This is a genomic window from Pantoea sp. ACRSC, from assembly GCF_022346785.1.
In the GTDB taxonomy this organism is placed as follows: Bacteria; Pseudomonadota; Gammaproteobacteria; order Enterobacterales; family Enterobacteriaceae; genus Pantoea; species Pantoea alvi.
Map to the genome: position 1 here is coordinate 214,549 of NZ_JAKRNN010000003.1, position 14,555 is coordinate 229,103.

At 60.9% G+C, this 14,555-nt stretch carries 13 protein-coding genes and 1 pseudogene; 7 read left to right on the forward strand and 7 right to left on the reverse strand.

What is annotated here, in order from left to right; translation table 11 throughout:
* Nucleotides 1-40: 40 nt before the first annotated feature.
* A complete protein-coding gene (locus MHZ97_RS05755) occupies nt 41-1,261 on the forward strand; it encodes an aspartate aminotransferase family protein (protein WP_103796367.1) in 1,221 nt (406 codons plus the stop codon).
* Here the strand turns inward: MHZ97_RS05755 and MHZ97_RS05760 are convergent, their stop codons facing one another.
* Both MHZ97_RS05760 and crp read right to left on the reverse strand, forming a co-directional pair.
* Entirely contained in the window at nt 1,262-3,337 is a 2,076-nt protein-coding gene (locus MHZ97_RS05760; protein ID WP_103796368.1) for a YccS/YhfK family putative transporter, read from the reverse strand. It lies immediately after the preceding gene.
* Nucleotides 3,338-3,395: 58 nt separating this feature from the next.
* Nucleotides 3,396-4,028 (reverse strand): cAMP-activated global transcriptional regulator CRP, encoded by a 633-nt coding sequence (gene crp, locus MHZ97_RS05765; protein WP_000242758.1) that lies wholly within the window; start codon nt 4,026-4,028, stop codon nt 3,396-3,398.
* Nucleotides 4,029-4,329: 301 nt separating this feature from the next.
* Between crp and MHZ97_RS05770 the strand changes: the two genes are divergently transcribed.
* Entirely contained in the window at nt 4,330-4,734 is a 405-nt protein-coding gene (locus MHZ97_RS05770) for an OsmC family protein (protein WP_103796370.1), read from the forward strand.
* A gap of 225 nt (nt 4,735-4,959) precedes the next feature.
* On the opposite strand, the gene MHZ97_RS05775 is transcribed toward MHZ97_RS05770, so the two are convergent.
* The 3 genes from MHZ97_RS05775 to MHZ97_RS05785 form a co-directional block, all read right to left on the reverse strand.
* Nucleotides 4,960-5,829, reverse strand: coding sequence for a phosphoribulokinase (locus MHZ97_RS05775; RefSeq protein WP_103796371.1), 870 nt, complete (start codon nt 5,827-5,829; stop codon nt 4,960-4,962).
* A 61-nt stretch (nt 5,830-5,890) separates the two neighbouring features.
* On the reverse strand, nt 5,891-6,109 hold the full coding sequence (locus MHZ97_RS05780) for a YheU family protein (protein ID WP_033753035.1): 219 nt from the start codon (nt 6,107-6,109) through the stop codon (nt 5,891-5,893).
* Nucleotides 6,106-7,122 (reverse strand): hydrolase, encoded by a 1,017-nt coding sequence (locus MHZ97_RS05785; protein ID WP_239314885.1) that lies wholly within the window; start codon nt 7,120-7,122, stop codon nt 6,106-6,108. Before MHZ97_RS05785 ends, MHZ97_RS05780 begins: the two co-directional genes overlap by 4 nt.
* A gap of 58 nt (nt 7,123-7,180) precedes the next feature.
* Here MHZ97_RS05785 and MHZ97_RS05790 point away from each other — a divergent pair, with 58 nt between their 5' ends.
* Nucleotides 7,181-7,783 carry a LysE family translocator gene (locus tag MHZ97_RS05790; protein ID WP_103796373.1) on the forward strand — a complete coding sequence of 201 codons (603 nt, stop codon included), beginning with the start codon at nt 7,181-7,183 and terminating at the stop codon, nt 7,781-7,783.
* A 1-nt stretch (nt 7,784) separates the two neighbouring features.
* Here MHZ97_RS05790 and MHZ97_RS05795 read toward each other — a convergent pair.
* Nucleotides 7,785-8,764 (reverse strand): annotated as a pseudogene (locus MHZ97_RS05795) (LacI family DNA-binding transcriptional regulator).
* A gap of 237 nt (nt 8,765-9,001) precedes the next feature.
* On the opposite strand from MHZ97_RS05795, the gene tauA reads away from it, so the two are divergent.
* Genes tauA through tauD form a run of 4 tightly spaced genes read left to right on the forward strand, consistent with a single transcriptional unit; the run spans nt 9,002 to nt 12,421 of the window.
* Complete coding sequence (gene tauA, locus MHZ97_RS05800) at nt 9,002-9,982, forward strand: taurine ABC transporter substrate-binding protein (RefSeq protein WP_199187330.1); 981 nt, start codon at nt 9,002-9,004, stop codon at nt 9,980-9,982.
* 11 nt (nt 9,983-9,993) lie between these two features.
* Complete coding sequence (gene tauB / locus MHZ97_RS05805) at nt 9,994-10,761, forward strand: taurine ABC transporter ATP-binding subunit (RefSeq protein WP_224481600.1); 768 nt, start codon at nt 9,994-9,996, stop codon at nt 10,759-10,761.
* Nucleotides 10,758-11,585, forward strand: coding sequence for a taurine ABC transporter permease TauC (gene tauC, locus MHZ97_RS05810; protein WP_103796377.1), 828 nt, complete (start codon nt 10,758-10,760; stop codon nt 11,583-11,585). Before tauB ends, tauC begins: the two co-directional genes overlap by 4 nt.
* Nucleotides 11,582-12,421: a taurine dioxygenase gene (gene tauD / locus MHZ97_RS05815; RefSeq protein WP_103796378.1), complete on the forward strand. Its 840-nt coding sequence runs from the start codon at nt 11,582-11,584 to the stop codon at nt 12,419-12,421. The genes tauC and tauD overlap by 4 nt, the downstream gene beginning before the upstream one ends.
* A 150-nt stretch (nt 12,422-12,571) precedes the next feature.
* On the opposite strand, the gene MHZ97_RS05820 is transcribed toward tauD, so the two are convergent.
* Entirely contained in the window at nt 12,572-14,476 is a 1,905-nt protein-coding gene (locus MHZ97_RS05820) for an ABC transporter ATP-binding protein (protein ID WP_239314884.1), read from the reverse strand.
* Between the last annotated feature and the right edge of the window lie 79 nt (nt 14,477-14,555).

Genomic DNA, 14,555 nt, shown 5'->3' on the forward strand with positions numbered 1-14,555 from the left:
ATTTCACTGTGGCTTAATAAATAATCAAAGGTGGTCGTCGATGGCAGCGGAGAAAATTGCGGTAACGCGGGAAACGTTCGATAACGTCATTTTGCCTGTTTATGCACCCGCGCAGTTCGTGCCGGTCAAAGGCAAGGGCAGCCGCGTCTGGGATCAGCAGGGCAGAGAGTATATCGACTTCTCCGGCGGCATCGCCGTTACGGCGCTGGGCCACTGTCATCCGGCGCTGGTGGAGGCGCTGAAAACCCAGGGCGAAACCCTGTGGCATCTGAGCAACGTCTTTACCAACGAGCCTGCGCTCCGCCTCGCCAGCAAGCTTATCGACGCCACCTTCGCCGATCGCGTCTTCTTCGCCAACTCCGGCGCGGAAGCGAACGAGGCCGCTTTCAAGCTGGCGCGCTACTACGCCTGCCAGCGCCACAGCCCGTTTAAAAGCAAAATCATCGCCTTCCACAACGCCTTTCACGGCCGCACGCTGTTTACCGTTTCCGTCGGCGGCCAGCCGAAATACTCCGACGGCTTCGGGCCGAAACCGGCGGATATTGTGCACGTTCCCTTTAACGATCTCGACGCGGTAAAAGCGGTTATCGACGACCATACCTGCGCCATCGTGGTCGAGCCGATTCAGGGCGAGGGCGGCGTGATGCCCGCTACGCCAGAGTTTATGCAGGGGCTGCGCGCGCTGTGCGATAAGCATAATGCGCTGCTGGTGCTGGATGAGGTGCAGAGCGGCATGGGGCGCAGCGGCAAGCTGTTCGCCTATGAGCACTACGGCGTGACGCCAGATATTCTTACCACCGCCAAAGCCCTGGGCGGCGGCTTTCCGGTCAGCGCCATGCTGACGACTCATGATATCGCCTCTACCATGTCGCCGGGGGTACACGGCACCACCTACGGCGGTAACCCGCTCGCCTGCGCGGTCGCGGAAGCGGCGCTGGATGTGATCAATACGCCAGAGGTGCTGGAAGGCGTTCAGGCGCGGCGCGAGCAGTTTGTCGCGGCGCTGAAGGCGCTCGACGCGAAGCGGGATCTTTTCTCAGATATTCGCGGTAAAGGGCTGCTGATTGGCGCGGCGCTGAAGCCGCAGCACGCCGGTAAAGCGCGCGACATTCTTAACGCGGCGGCGGCGGAAGGGCTGATGGTGCTGGTGGCGGGCACCGACGTGATCCGGTTTGCGCCGTCGCTGGTAATTGAGCCCACCGATATCGAAGAGGGCATGGCGCGCTTCGCCCGGGCGGTAGAGCGCGCGCTGTCGGCCTGATTACCCTTTCCGTAAATGTCTTATCAGCCAGCGACCGTGGTGCGGCCGCTGGCTCCAGGCCAGTGACGAGATGGTATGCATAACGTTGAGGTGCTCCAGAATGCGCTTCACATGCTGTTCCAGAATCGTCGTCGGCCCCTCATCCAGGTTCTCCACGCCCGCCATCACGTTGGTCTGCGATCCCGGCCCGTCATACTCCAGCCGCTGCTGGCAGCGTTGCAGCGCGATTTCGCACGACTGCAGATAGCGCTGCGCCAGATCCGACGTCAGCATGGTGTGCTCACGGGCGAGGATCGTCATGGCGTTGATATGTTCGACGATAAACTGGCTGTGCGTGACCCACAGGCGCATATCTTTCAGGTACTGCGCGTTAAAGCCCGGCTCCTGCATCGCCTGATTGAGCGAGTTGAACAACGCATTGTGCGCCTGATTAACCTGCATACGCTGATACGCCAGCTGCTTCGCCTCCTGCTCCGGCCCCAGCAGCATCCGTAGCGCATCCTGATAGGCTTCCAGCGCGTCGTGGGCGTTTTGACGCAGCAGTCCGCTTTGCCACTGCGGCCACAGCCACAGCATGCCGCCGAAGGCGATCAGGCAGCCCATCAGCGTGTCCATCAGGCGCGGCAGTAAAAACTGCGCGCCGTTCAGCGACAGCAGCTGCAGCGAATAGACCGCCGTCACGGTAAAGCCGATCATCGACCAGCCGTAGTATTTGCGCGTTACCAGATAGCTAACCAGCGTTACCGCCAGCATAAACAGCAGCACCAGCGATTCCGGCACCGCGAAGCGCAGCGAGGCGGCGGCGATTACCAGGCCGGCGAAGGTGCCCAGCGCCCGGTGCTGGATGCGCACCCGCGTGGCGCTGTAGCCGTTCTGGCTGACAAACATAATGGTCATCAGGATCCAGTAGGGCTTGGGAATATCGAACAGCATCGCCAGCGCGCTGCCGAACATCAGCATCACGGCGAAGCGCGCGGCGGTGCGCAGCGCGGCGGACTTCAGCGACAGATAGCTGCGCAGCGCGGGCAGCAGCGGCAGGCGACGCTGGCGGTCGGTCATCAGGTCGCGCTGATAGAGCGGCTTTTGCGTGCGCAGCACGCGCGCGATGCGGCTGAAGTGGTAGTAGCAGAAGTGGCCTACCGGATTATCGGGGTGCTGACGGGCGATCTTCTCCAGCGCGCCGAGCGGCTTCTCCATATCGAAACGGCTCGGCAGCTGGTGATAAAGGATGGCGTCGGCCAGGGCGCGCAGCCGCGCCGAGATAATTTTGGCGTTCCAGCGGATCACCGCTTCCGCATGACTGCGCTCCACCAGCTTCTGTACCTCTTCCGGCTGGTGCAGGCTGACGGAGATATGCTCCTGCAGGTCGAGCGCCACCTGAAACGCGCGCGTCAGCCGCTTATGGCTGTTGTCGCGGCTGGCGGAGAGCATATGCATCTGCTGATAGCAGGTGTTGATCAGATCGACCGCTTTCTGCTGGCGCGCCAGCAGCGGGGGCAGCGCTTTTTCCGGATCGGTGAGCTGGGTCAGCAGGGTATATTTCGCGTCGCAGTAGTCCGCCAGTTCGCGGTAGATCAGGCTCAGGGTTTCGCGCATCGGCTGCTCTTTCCACAGCCAGAACCAGAACCAGTTAAAGAGCCCGTACCAGAGCGTGCCGCCGATATAGAGCAGCGGCGGCACGTAGATCGGCATGCGGCCAATCAGGCTCAGGGTAAAGATAGCCGCCACCAGCGTGCCGGAGAGCAGGCGGCCGTGAAGCGGGCTGATTTCGCCGGTGACGCCCAGCAGCAGCGGCAGCGCAAAGAGCACGACAGGCAGCGGCACGCCTTTCAGGGTTAACAGCTGGATCAGAAAGCTGCCGAGGGCGAACAGCGAGCCGCCAACGATCAGACGCTTAAAGAAGCGCTTATGGGGCGTATCCAGACCCGCAACGTTGCAGCAGGCGGGTACAAGAGAGAAGAGCAGGCCTTTTTGCAGATCGCCGAACAGCCAGCCGAGCGCCACCGGAATGCAGAGCACCAGCGTCTGCCGCAGGGCATAGTTAACTTCGGGGTGATAGATGATTCGACGCCACATCACTTCACTACAGGCAGTAACGGCGTGACGGTAACATCACGCCGTGAGTGAGAGGAAATCAGCGGGTGCCGTAAACGACAATGGTTTTGCCGTGTGCGGAAATCAGGTTCTGGTCTTCCAACATTTTCAAAATGCGGCCCACGGTTTCGCGTGAGCAACCAACGATTTGGCCAATTTCCTGACGAGTAATTTTGATTTGCATGCCGTCGGGATGCGTCATGGCGTCTGGCTGCTTCGCCAGGTTAAGCAGGGTTTGTGCAATACGTCCGGTCACGTCGAGGAAAGCTAAATTGCCCACTTTTTCCGAGGTAACCTGCAGACGGCGCGCCATCTGCGAAGAGAGACGCATTAAAATATCCGGGTTCACCTGAATAAGCTGACGGAATTTCTTGTAGGAAATTTCCGCTACTTCGCACGCGGTTTTCGCGCGTACCCAGGCGCTACGCTCCTGGCCTTCTTCAAACAGGCCAAGCTCGCCGATAAAATCACCCTGATTCAGGTAAGAGAGGATCATCTCTTTGCCCTCTTCATCTTTGATCAGCACCGCAACGGAACCTTTCACGATGTAGTAGAGGGTTTCAGCCTTCTCACCCTGATGAATCAGCGTACTTTTGGATGGATATTTGTGAATATGGCAATGGGACAGGAACCATTCGAGTGTAGGGTCTGTTTGCGGTTTGCCGAGAACCATTCGCTATTATCCTCTGTTGTAATCGTGCCCAAAACGCGGGGGGAACTTGTCCCTGCAAGGCGATGAAAGCTTTAAGCGTTTCCCCTAAAGGAGATTATTCGGGCCTTATTTTGCGCCAGGCGCTTGATGTGTCCCGTCTTCGTCCTTAACAGAACGAACTATTTTCAGCACTGTTTGTAGCACAGCTTTTGCCGACTGTCTTCTGTTGTCTCGCTTCAGCAAAGGGGGGATTACTCTGGATTGCTGTTTGCCAGGTGAACGCGTACTCTGGCGGCAAAAGGGCTATTCTTGAGGTGGAAACATGCAGGCAAGAGTGAAGTGGATCGAAGGATTAACCTTTCTCGGCGAGTCGGCGTCAGGGCATCAGATCCTGATGGACGGTAACTCCGGCGATAAAGCGCCAAGTCCAATGGAAATGGTGCTGATGGCGACGGGCGGCTGTAGCGCCATCGATGTGGTTTCCATATTGCAGAAGGGCCGCAACGAGGTAGTGGACTGTGAGGTTAAACTGACCTCGGAGCGTCGTGAAGAGGCGCCGCGCCTGTTTACCCATATCAATCTGCATTTTGTGGTGACCGGCAAGGCGCTGAGCGATAAAGCCGTGGCGCGCGCGGTAGATCTCTCGGCGGAAAAATATTGTTCGGTGGCGTTGATGCTGGGCAAGGGCGTTGAGATTACCCATAGCTATGAAGTGGTCGCGCTGTAAAAAAGCGCACTGTACGTAAGGAGCGGGTGGCAAGGGCCGAAGAGCAAAGCGTCCCGCGCCATGGACAAAAACGCCGGGAGCGTTTTTGAACAACGCAACGCGTTGGCCCGTTTACGGGCGCCCCTCAAGGATGAGGGGCGTATACGCGCGGGGCGAGCTGGCAGGGAGGCCGTTTTTTGCATCTTTGCGATCGGGCCTTGCTACCCGCGACCGCGCCAGACCTGGTCAGGCGATCTGCTTGCCTTCCATCAGCCGCTGCACCAGCGGCGCCATAATCAGCTCCATCGCCAGACCCATCTTGCCGCCCGGCACCACCAGCGTATTCATATGCGAAATAAACGAGCCCTGCAGCATCGCCAGCAGATAGGGGAAGTCGATATTCTCCAGCCCGCGAAAGTGAATGACCACGAAGCTCTCATCCAGCGACGGAATTTCGCGCGCGGCAAACGGGTTTGAAGTATCAACGGTCGGCACGCGCTGGAAGTTAATATGGGTGCGTGAAAACTGCGGCGTAATGAAGTTGATGTAATCCTCCATCGAGCGCACCACCGAGTCCATCACCGCCTCGCGTGAGTGGCCGCGCTCGCTGGTGTCGCGCACCAGCTTCTGGATCCACTCCAGGTTAACGATCGGCACCACGCCCACCAGCAGGTCGACCTTCTCCGCCACGTTATGCTGCTGCGTCACCACGCCGCCGTGCAGCCCTTCATAAAACAGCACGTCGGTATTTTCCGGCAGCGGCTGCCAGGGCGTAAAGGTGCCGGGCACCTGATTCCAGGGCACGGCTTCGTCGTAGGTGTGCAGATATTTGCGCGACTGCCCTTTGCCCGCGTTGCCGTAGTCGGTAAAGGTCTGCTCCAGCAGGCCGAAGTCGTTGGCCTCCGGGCCGAAATAGCTGATATGGCGTCCTAAATCGCGCGCCTTACGGATCGCCATATCCATTTCTGGCCGCGTATAGCGGTGGAAGCTGTCGCCCTCCAGCTCGGCGGCGTGCAGATTGAGCTGCTGAAAAATTTTACGAAACGCCAGGCTGGTGGTGGTGGTGCCGGCGCCGCTTGAGCCGGTTACCGCAATAATCGGGTGTCGTGCTGACATAAAAAAGCTCCCTGTGAAGTCGGGCGATGAGCATTGTTAACACGAAAAGTGCGTTGGCGCATCAGCCGCGAAATTCGCTGCGTGGCATAATATTGATGGTTTCATGCAGTTCCGACCAGACCAGCACCACGTCGCCGCGCTCCAGCTGGCGGCGCACGTCGGCCACCTTTTGCGCCAGGCTGCGCTCCTGCTCGCCGTAGTCGGTGCCTTCGCGCAGCACAAAGGCTTCAATCAGGTTGGTAAGGGTATCGGGATCGAGCTGTTGCCAGGGAATAATCATGATGAGAGCCACTGTGTAAGCCACTGCGGCACACGCTGCTCGAGCCACATCTGCGGTTGACGCAGCGTGCCACCGACAAAGCCAACGTGTCCGCCATGCGGCGTGAGTTGATAGGTCGTGCTGGCTGAGAGCTGTTCCGCCTGCGGGATCACCTCGTCAGTCATAAAAGGATCGTCTTTCGCGTGAATGATCAGCAAGGGCTTGCGCACATTTTTCAGCAGCGGCATGGCGCTGGCGCGACGGTAATAGTCGGCCGCGTCAAGAAAGCCGTGGGCGCGAGCGGTAATGGCGTCGTCGAAGTCGCGCAGGCGACGCAGCGCCCTGAGCTGCGGCAGGTCTACCGGCAGCGTGCCCGGCCAGGCGCGCAGCTTGCGCTCGGCGTTCTTTTTCAGCTGGTCGAGCAGATAGCGCTGATAAAAGCGTGAGAAGCCCTGTTCCAGCTTCAGGCTGCACGGCTCCAGCAGCAGCGGCGCGGAAACGATCACCCCTGCGTCGAGCGGCGCGTCGTCTCCCAGCGCGCCGAGCAGGCAGCCCAGCATATTACCGCCGAGCGACACCCCTACCGCGGCGGTTGGTGCCTCGCCCCAGCGCGTTTTCAGCCAGCGCAGAAAAAAGGCGGCGTCTTCGGTTTCGCCGGAGTGATAGATGCGATGCAGGCGATTCGGCTCGCCGCTGCAGCCGCGAAAATGCATCACCACGCCGAGCCAGCCGTGGCGCTGACAGGCGTGCATCAGCCCGTGAGCGTAAGGGCTGTGGAAGTTGCCCTCCAGACCGTGAAACAGCACCACGCGCGGCTTATGGCTCGCCTGCTGCGGATCTTCGCTCCAGGCGAGATCGACAAAGTCGCCGTCCGGCAGGTCGAGGCGCTGCCAGTGCGGACGCAGCAGCAGACGGCGACGCACCAGCCGCGGCAGCACCGTCTGCAGATGGGGATTGCGCAGGGCGCGCGGCGGCATAAAGCTCGTCGATGCGTCAGGAGTAAAATTCATATCGCCAGTACTTGTCTGATCCATATCACACTGTTAGCTTCGTTAGGCTTGTTGCGAATCTGGGGGTAAGGAGCGCCCGTTCATGGAACTGAGCCTGTTTTTCTCAATGTTAGGTTTTCTCTGGGTGGCCGCTATCACGCCAGGACCTAATAATATGTTACTCACCGCGTCCGGCGCCAATTTCGGCTTCTGGCGCACGCTGCCGTTAATGATCGGCATTATGATCGGCATGCAGGTGATGCTGCTGATGGTGGCGTTCGGCGTTGGCGGCCTGATCCTGCTCTATCCCGCGCTGCACCTTATCCTGAAAATCGCCGGCAGTCTTTATCTGCTCTGGCTGGCGTGGAAAATCGCCACCGCCGCCTATGAAGAGCTGGAGAGCGGCGACGCGCCGCCGAAACCGATGCCGTTCTGGCAGGGCGGTCTGCTGCAGCTGATCAATCCAAAAGCCTGGCTGATGGCGCTGGGGGCGGTTGCGAGCTTCAGCCTCGCCGGCTCCGCCTACCTGCACTCGGTCACGGCCATCAGCTTCGGCATGTTTCTGGTTAACCTGGTGGCGGGGGTTATCTGGATCGGCTTTGGCGCGCTGATTGGCCGCATCCTGCGCAGCCGCCGCGCCTGGACCCTCTTTAACCTGGCGATGGGGCTGCTGACCGCCGCCTGCGTGCTGCTAATCTGGCGCTGAGCTAGCTGGAGGCGCGCTCGACGCGCTTCCACGGCAACACCTCATGGGTTACTGGCGACGCCGGACGGCGGATGCGCTGCAGCAAAAGCTGAACGCTGCGCGCGCCAAGCTGATACATCGGCTGTTCGACGGTGGTAAGCGGCGGATTCAGGCTGCTGGTGAAGGGAATGCCGTCAAAGCCCACCACCGCAAGATCTTCCGGTACGCGCAGACCCGCTTCCAGCGCGGCGTGTATAACGCCCACCGCCAGCACGTCCGAGACCGCCAGCACCGCGTCGGGCGGTTCGGGCTGCTGCAAAAGCTGACGCAGCGCCCGGCTGCCCGCTTCGCATGAAATCTCCTCGGCATAGGCGACGCCGTGCCACGGCAGCGCCAGCGCCTCCAGCCCTGCGCGATAGCCCGCCTCACGCTGATGCGAATAGAGGTAGCGCATATCGCTGTTTACCAGCCCGATACGGCGGCGGCCTTTGCCCGCCAGATAGCGCACCGTTTCCTGCGCCGCGTCGCGGTTATCGATAGCGACGGAAGAGGCGGGTATCGCGGGATCGTATTCCGCACACTGCACCCAGGCGCGTCGCCGATAATGGCGGCGATATCCTTTAGCGCGGACGCCGCATCCATGGTGATCACCCCATCCACCACTTTACCGGTCAGCAGCCCAAGCCAGGCGGAATCACGCCGCAGCTGCGAGGCGGAGTTGCAAAGAAGTATATGGTAGCCCTGCGCCTCCGCTTCCGCCTCGATGCCCTGCACCACGCGCGAGCAGAAGGGGTTAGTGATATCGGATATCAGCACCAGCAGCATATTGCTCTGGGCGGTACGCAGCTGGCGCGCCAGTAAATTAGGCTGATATTCGCTGGCGGAGATCGCCGCCAGCACCCGATCGCGCGTATCCGCTTTAACCCCGGGATGTTGGTTAAGCACGCGGGAGACCGTTGCTTTTGATACGCCCGCCAGCAGCGCGACCTTCTCGATGGACATGTTGCCGCAACCCTTTTTACACCAGTTAATAATAGAGCTCTATCAATAGCACAGCGGCAATGTGAGCGCCTGCCATTTTGTCTGAATAATGGGGGATCTAATGCCAGATTTCGCATCAGCTTTGCCGATCATGATCTAAGAACATCTGTTTATTAAGAATAATTTTTAATTCCTTTATGAAATCATCGTCGCTGGCGACACTGCGCCCATCACAGGACCCCGGCGGAGTGCGACATCATGGCAGTAAAAACACCTTTAACCCTTCTGGCCGCAGCGCTTTCGCTGCTGGTTTTTCAGGCGCAGGCCGTCAACGTGACGGTGGCGTATCAGACCTCCGCCGAGCCGGCCAAGGTGGCGCAGGCGGATAACACCTTTGCCAAAGAGAGCGGCGCGACCGTTGACTGGCGCAAGTTTGACAGCGGGGCAGGCGTGCTGCGCGCGCTGGCGTCGGGGGATGTGCAGATCGGCAATATCGGCTCCAGCCCGCTGGCGGTAGCCGCCACGCAGCAGCTGCCCATCGAGGCGTTCCTGCTGGCCTCCCAGCTCGGCAACTCTGAGGCGCTGGTGGTGAAGAAAAGCATCAGCGGCCCGAAAGATCTTATTGGCAAGCGCATCGCCGTGCCCTTTATTTCCACTACCCACTACAGCCTGCTGGCAGCGCTGAAGCACTGGGGCATCAAGCCGACCGAGGTGCAGCTGGTGAACCTGCAGCCGCCCGCGATTATCGCCGCCTGGCAGCGCGGTGATATCGACGGCGCCTACGTCTGGGCGCCCGCCGTCAACCAGCTGGAGAAAGAGGGCAAAGTGCTGACGGACTCCTCTCAGGTCGGGCAGTGGGGCTCGCCGACGCTTGACGTCTGGGTGGTGCGCAAAGATTTTGCCAAAGCGCATCCTGACGTGGTGACCGCCTTCGCCCGCAGCGCCCTTGAGGCGCAGAAATCCTATATCGATAACCCGGATGGCTGGCTGAAGCAGCCGGCTAACCTGAGCAAGCTGTCTCGCCTGAGCGGCGTGCCGGAAGCGCAGGTGCCGGAGCTGGTGAAAGGCAATACCTATCTCACGGCGCAGCAGCAGATTGAACAGCTGGGCAAGCCGGTAAATAAAGCAATTGTCGATACGGCGCACTTCCTGAAAGAGCAGGGCAAAGTGCCGCAGGCGAATGCTGACTACAGCGACTTCGTAACCAGCCGCTTTGTCGAGCCGCTGGCGAAACAGTAAGGAGAAGCCTCATGCTGCGCATCGCTCACCTCAACGCCCGTTATGACGGACGCCCGGCGCTGCAGGATATTAATCTGCAGATCGATAAAGGCGAACTGCTGGTGGCGCTCGGTCCCTCGGGCTGCGGCAAAACCACGCTGCTTAACCTGATCGCCGGCTTTTTGCCGGTGGAGTCCGGCAGCATCACGCTGGAGGGGAAAACCATCAGCGGGCCAGGCGCGGAGCGCGGCGTGGTGTTTCAGCATGAGGGGCTGCTGCCGTGGCGTAACGTGCTGGACAACGTCGCTTTTGGTCTGCAGCTCGCCGGGATGGCGCGCGGCGAACGTAACGCCATCGCACGCCGGCTGATTAAAAAGGTCGGGCTGGAAGGGGCGGAAAACCGCCCCATCTGGCAGCTCTCCGGCGGCCAGCGGCAGCGCGTCGGCATCGCCCGCGCGCTGGCGGCGGATCCGCAGCTGCTGCTGCTCGACGAGCCTTTCGGCGCGCTGGACGCCTTTACCCGCGAGCAGATGCAGACGCTGCTGCTGACGCTGTGGCGCGACAGCGGCAAGCAAATTTTCCTTATCACGCACGATATCGAAGAGGCGGTGTTTCTCGCCAGCGAGCTGCTGCTGCTTTCGCCCGGGCCGGGCCGCATCCTGGAGCGCCTGAAGCTTAACTTCGGGCAGCGTTTTGCCGCCGGCGAACCCTGCCGCGCCATTAAATCCGATCCCGCTTTTATTGCGCAGCGCGAATATGTGCTGAGCCGGGTATTCGAGCAGCGGGAGGCCTTTGCATGAGCGCGGTGATCAACGACAAAACCACGGTGGCGCGTCGGCGCTTGCGCTGGCCTTTTTCCCGCTCGTTCAGCCTGAGCCTGCTGAGTCTGGCGCTGCTGCTGCTGATCTGGTGGAGCATCACGGCGCTGGGCCTGATTAGCCCGCTGTTTCTGCCGGCGCCGCAGCAGGTGCTGAGCAAGCTGCTGCTGATCGCCAGTCCGCAGGGCTTTATGGACGCCACGCTGTGGCAGCATCTCGCTGCCAGCCTGACGCGCATGCTGGTTGCCCTGTTCGCCGCGGCGGCCATCGGCATTCCGGTCGGCATCGCGATGGGCCTGAGTCCGGCGGTGCGCGGCCTGCTCGACCCGCTGATTGAGCTCTACCGCCCCGTCCCGCCGCTCGCCTATTTGCCGCTGATGGTGATCTGGTTCGGCATCGGGGAGACCTCCAAAATCCTGCTGATCTATCTGGCGATTTTTGCGCCGGTAACGCTCTCGACCCTGGCGGGGGTGCGCAATACGCAGCAGGTGCGCATTCGCGCCGCTCAGTCGCTGGGCGCCAGCCGCTGGCAGCTACTGCGCTGGGTGATCCTGCCTGGCGCGCTGCCGGAGATCCTGACCGGTCTGCGCATCGGTCTTGGCGTCGGCTGGTCGACGCTGGTGGCCGCCGAACTGATCGCCGCGACGCGCGGGCTTGGCTTTATGGTGCAGTCCGCCGGCGAGTTTCTGGCGACCGACGTGGTGCTGGCGGGTATCGCGGTGATTGCGCTGATTGCCTTTACCTTAGAACTGGGGCTGCGCGCCCTGCAGCGTCGGTTGACGCCCTGGAACGGAGAACAACAATGAACGAAAAGCTGAACATTACCGCGCTCGGCCCTTATATCGGCGCGCAGGTGACGAATGTTGATTTAACCCGGCCGCTCAGCGACGCCCAGTTTGAGCAGCTTTACCACGCGCTGCTGCGCCATCAGGTGCTGTTTCTGCGCGACCAGCAGTTGACCCCGCACCAGCAGCGCGCGCTGGCGGCGCGCTTCGGCGACCTGCATATCCATCCGGTTTACCCGCACGCCGACGGCGTAGAGGAGATCATCGTGCTGGATACCCATCAGGATAATCCGCCGGACAACGACAACTGGCACACCGACGTGACCTTTATCGACACGCCGCCAGCGGTGGCGATTCTGGCGTCGAAGCTGCTGCCTGAATCAGGCGGCGATACCCTCTGGGCGAGCGGCATCGCGGCCTATGAAACCCTCTCCGCCCCGATTAAGACGTTGCTGGATGGGCTACATGCCGAGCACGACTTCAGGAAGTCGTTCCAGGAGTATAAGTATCGCCGCAGCGAAGAGGAGCATCAGCGCTGGCAGGAGGCCGTGGCGAAGCATCCGCCGGTGCAGCATCCGGTGATCCGCACCCATCCGGTCAGCGGGCGCAAGGCGCTGTTTGTGAATGAAGGTTTTACCACGCGTATTGTCGAGCTGAGCGAAAAAGAGAGTCACGCGCTGCTGGAACTGCTCTATGCCCATGCGACCAAACCGGAGTTTCAGGTGCGCTGGCGCTGGCAGCCAGACGACGTGGCGATCTGGGATAACCGCGTGACGCAGCACTATGCGAATGCGGATTATTATCCGGCAAGGCGGGTGATGCACCGGGCGACGGTGCTGGGGGATCGGCCTTTTTAAAACGTCCGTACCGGGCTGCGACGGCGTTGCTGCGCCGCGCCATAATGCTCACATACATCAGTATGCTCCGCTTATGGCGCGGCTGGCGCCTTGTCTCGCGCCGGTACGATCGTTTTAAGTCCGCTGAAAACTGAAATTAACAGCTAACCGTCAGGAGGCGAGCATCGCCTCCAGCTGCTCCTGCGCATCCAGCCACGCCATCTCGACCTCTTCCAGCGCCGCTTTGCTCTCCGCCTGACGCTGCAACGCCGCGGTTAAGTCGGCTTTGCGCGCGGGATCGTAAATATCGCCGTCGGCCAGCTGGTTTTCCGCTTCGGAGAGCTGGCTCTGCCATTTCGCCATCTGCTTCTCCAGCTTCTCGATCTCTTTGCGCAGCGGCTGCGTCTGAGCACGCAGTTCAGCGTCGCGACGCTTCTGATCTTTGCGCGCCTGCGCGCTGTTGCCGTTCTCCTGCTTCGGCGCGGCGTCCGCCTGCGCCTGCTGCTTCTGCAGGTCGCTCAGCCACTGCTGGTAATCCTCCAGATCGCCCGGGAAGACATCAACCTTGCGGTCATGCACCAGATAGAGATCGTCGGTGGTGGCGCGCAGCAGATGGCGATCGTGCGACACCACCACCAGCGCGCCTTCGAAGTCGATGAGCGCTTCGGTCAGCGCCTGGCGCATATCGAGATCGAGGTGGTTAGTGGGTTCGTCGAGCAGCAGCAGGTTAGGGCGCTGCCAGACGATCAGCGCCAGCACCAGCCGCGCCTTTTCGCCGCCGGAGAAGCGCGCCGTAACTTCGCTGACTTTGTCTCCCTGGAAGCCGAAGCCGCCAAGATAGTCGCGCAGCTGCTGCTCCAGCACCTTCGGCGCAAGGCGCGCCAGGTGCTGCAGCGGCGACTCGTCGCTGCGCAGATACTCCAGCTGATGCTGCGCGAAGTAGCCAAGCTTAATGCCTTTCGCCAGCCCGACCTCGCCGTCGAGCGGGGTCAGCTCGCCCGCCAGCAGCTTAATCAGCGTTGATTTGCCCGCGCCGTTACGCCCCAGCAGGCCGATGCGCGAGCCCGGCACCAGGTTGAGCTTGATGGCGTCGAGAATAATGCGCTCGCCGTAGCCGGCGGTGACCTTCTCCATCTTCAGCAGCGGGTTTGGCAGGCTTTCCGGCGCGCGGAAGCTAAAGCTGAACGGGTTATCGACGTGCGCCGGGGCGATCATCTCCATCCGCTCCAGCATTTTGATGCGGCTCTGCGCCTGCTTCGCTTTCGAAGCCTTGGCGCGGAAGCGATCGATATAGCTTTGCAGATGCGCCACTTTCTCCTGCTGGCTTTCAAACAGCGCCTGCTGCTGCGCCAGCTTCGCGACGCGCTGCCGTTCGAACGAGCTGTAGTTGCCGGTGTATTCGAACAGGCTCTCCTGCTCGATATGAATTATCTTATCTACCACCGGATCGAGGAAGTCGCGGTCATGCGAAATCAGGATCAGCGTGCCCTCATAGCTTTTCAGCCAGCGCTCCAGCCAGATCACCGCGTCGAGATCGAGGTGGTTGGTGGGTTCGTCGAGCAGCAGCAGATCCGAACGGCAGACCAGCGCCTGCGCAAGGTTAAGGCGCATGCGCCAGCCGCCGGAAAAGTCGCTCACCGGGCGGTTCAGCTGCTCCTGGCTAAAGCCCAGGCCGTGCAGCAGGCTTGAGGCGCGGGCGTGAATGCTCCAGGCCTGAATCGCGTCCAGCTTGCCGTGCAGCAGGGCGATGGCGTTGCCGTCGTTGCGCTGGTTGGCGTCCGCCAGCTGCGCCTCAAGCTCGCGGTATTCGCGATCGCCGTCGATAACGTATTCCAGCGCCGGTTTGCTCAGCGCCGGAGTCTCCTGGTTAACCCAGGCCAGCGCCCAGTTGCCGGGAAAGGTCACGCCGCCCGCGTCGCTGGCGATCTCGCCTTTTAACAGCGACAGCAGGGTCGATTTACCGCAGCCGTTTTTACCCACCAGGCCGACTTTCTGACCGGGATTAATGGTGGCGGAAGCGTTATCGAGCAGCACGCGGACGCCGCGGCGGATTTGCAGAGAAGAAAAGACAATCATAAGCGCCGTATCGTCAGAATATGTTAATTTACCCACCACATAATTAGAGGGTGTCGCGTCGTGCATGGTAGCGGAAAAG

Excerpts from the sequence above, each read along its gene's own strand:
- MHZ97_RS05820 (WP_239314884.1), bottom strand. The coding sequence starts at position 14,476 with ATGATTGTCTTTTCTTCTCTGCAAATCCGCCGCGGCGTCCGCGTGCTG.
- tauA (WP_199187330.1), top strand. The coding sequence starts at position 9,002 with ATGGCAGTAAAAACACCTTTAACCCTTCTGGCCGCAGCGCTTTCGCTG.
- MHZ97_RS05760 (WP_103796368.1), bottom strand. The coding sequence starts at position 3,337 with ATGTGGCGTCGAATCATCTATCACCCCGAAGTTAACTATGCCCTGCGG.
- tauC (WP_103796377.1), top strand. The coding sequence starts at position 10,758 with ATGAGCGCGGTGATCAACGACAAAACCACGGTGGCGCGTCGGCGCTTG.
- MHZ97_RS05780 (WP_033753035.1), bottom strand. The coding sequence starts at position 6,109 with ATGATTATTCCCTGGCAACAGCTCGATCCCGATACCCTTACCAACCTG.
- MHZ97_RS05755 (WP_103796367.1), top strand. The coding sequence starts at position 41 with ATGGCAGCGGAGAAAATTGCGGTAACGCGGGAAACGTTCGATAACGTC.
- crp (WP_000242758.1), bottom strand. The coding sequence starts at position 4,028 with ATGGTTCTCGGCAAACCGCAAACAGACCCTACACTCGAATGGTTCCTG.
- MHZ97_RS05770 (WP_103796370.1), top strand. The coding sequence starts at position 4,330 with ATGCAGGCAAGAGTGAAGTGGATCGAAGGATTAACCTTTCTCGGCGAG.
- MHZ97_RS05785 (WP_239314885.1), bottom strand. The coding sequence starts at position 7,122 with ATGGATCAGACAAGTACTGGCGATATGAATTTTACTCCTGACGCATCG.
- MHZ97_RS05775 (WP_103796371.1), bottom strand. The coding sequence starts at position 5,829 with ATGTCAGCACGACACCCGATTATTGCGGTAACCGGCTCAAGCGGCGCC.
- tauD (WP_103796378.1), top strand. The coding sequence starts at position 11,582 with ATGAACGAAAAGCTGAACATTACCGCGCTCGGCCCTTATATCGGCGCG.
- MHZ97_RS05790 (WP_103796373.1), top strand. The coding sequence starts at position 7,181 with ATGGAACTGAGCCTGTTTTTCTCAATGTTAGGTTTTCTCTGGGTGGCC.
- tauB (WP_224481600.1), top strand. The coding sequence starts at position 9,994 with ATGCTGCGCATCGCTCACCTCAACGCCCGTTATGACGGACGCCCGGCG.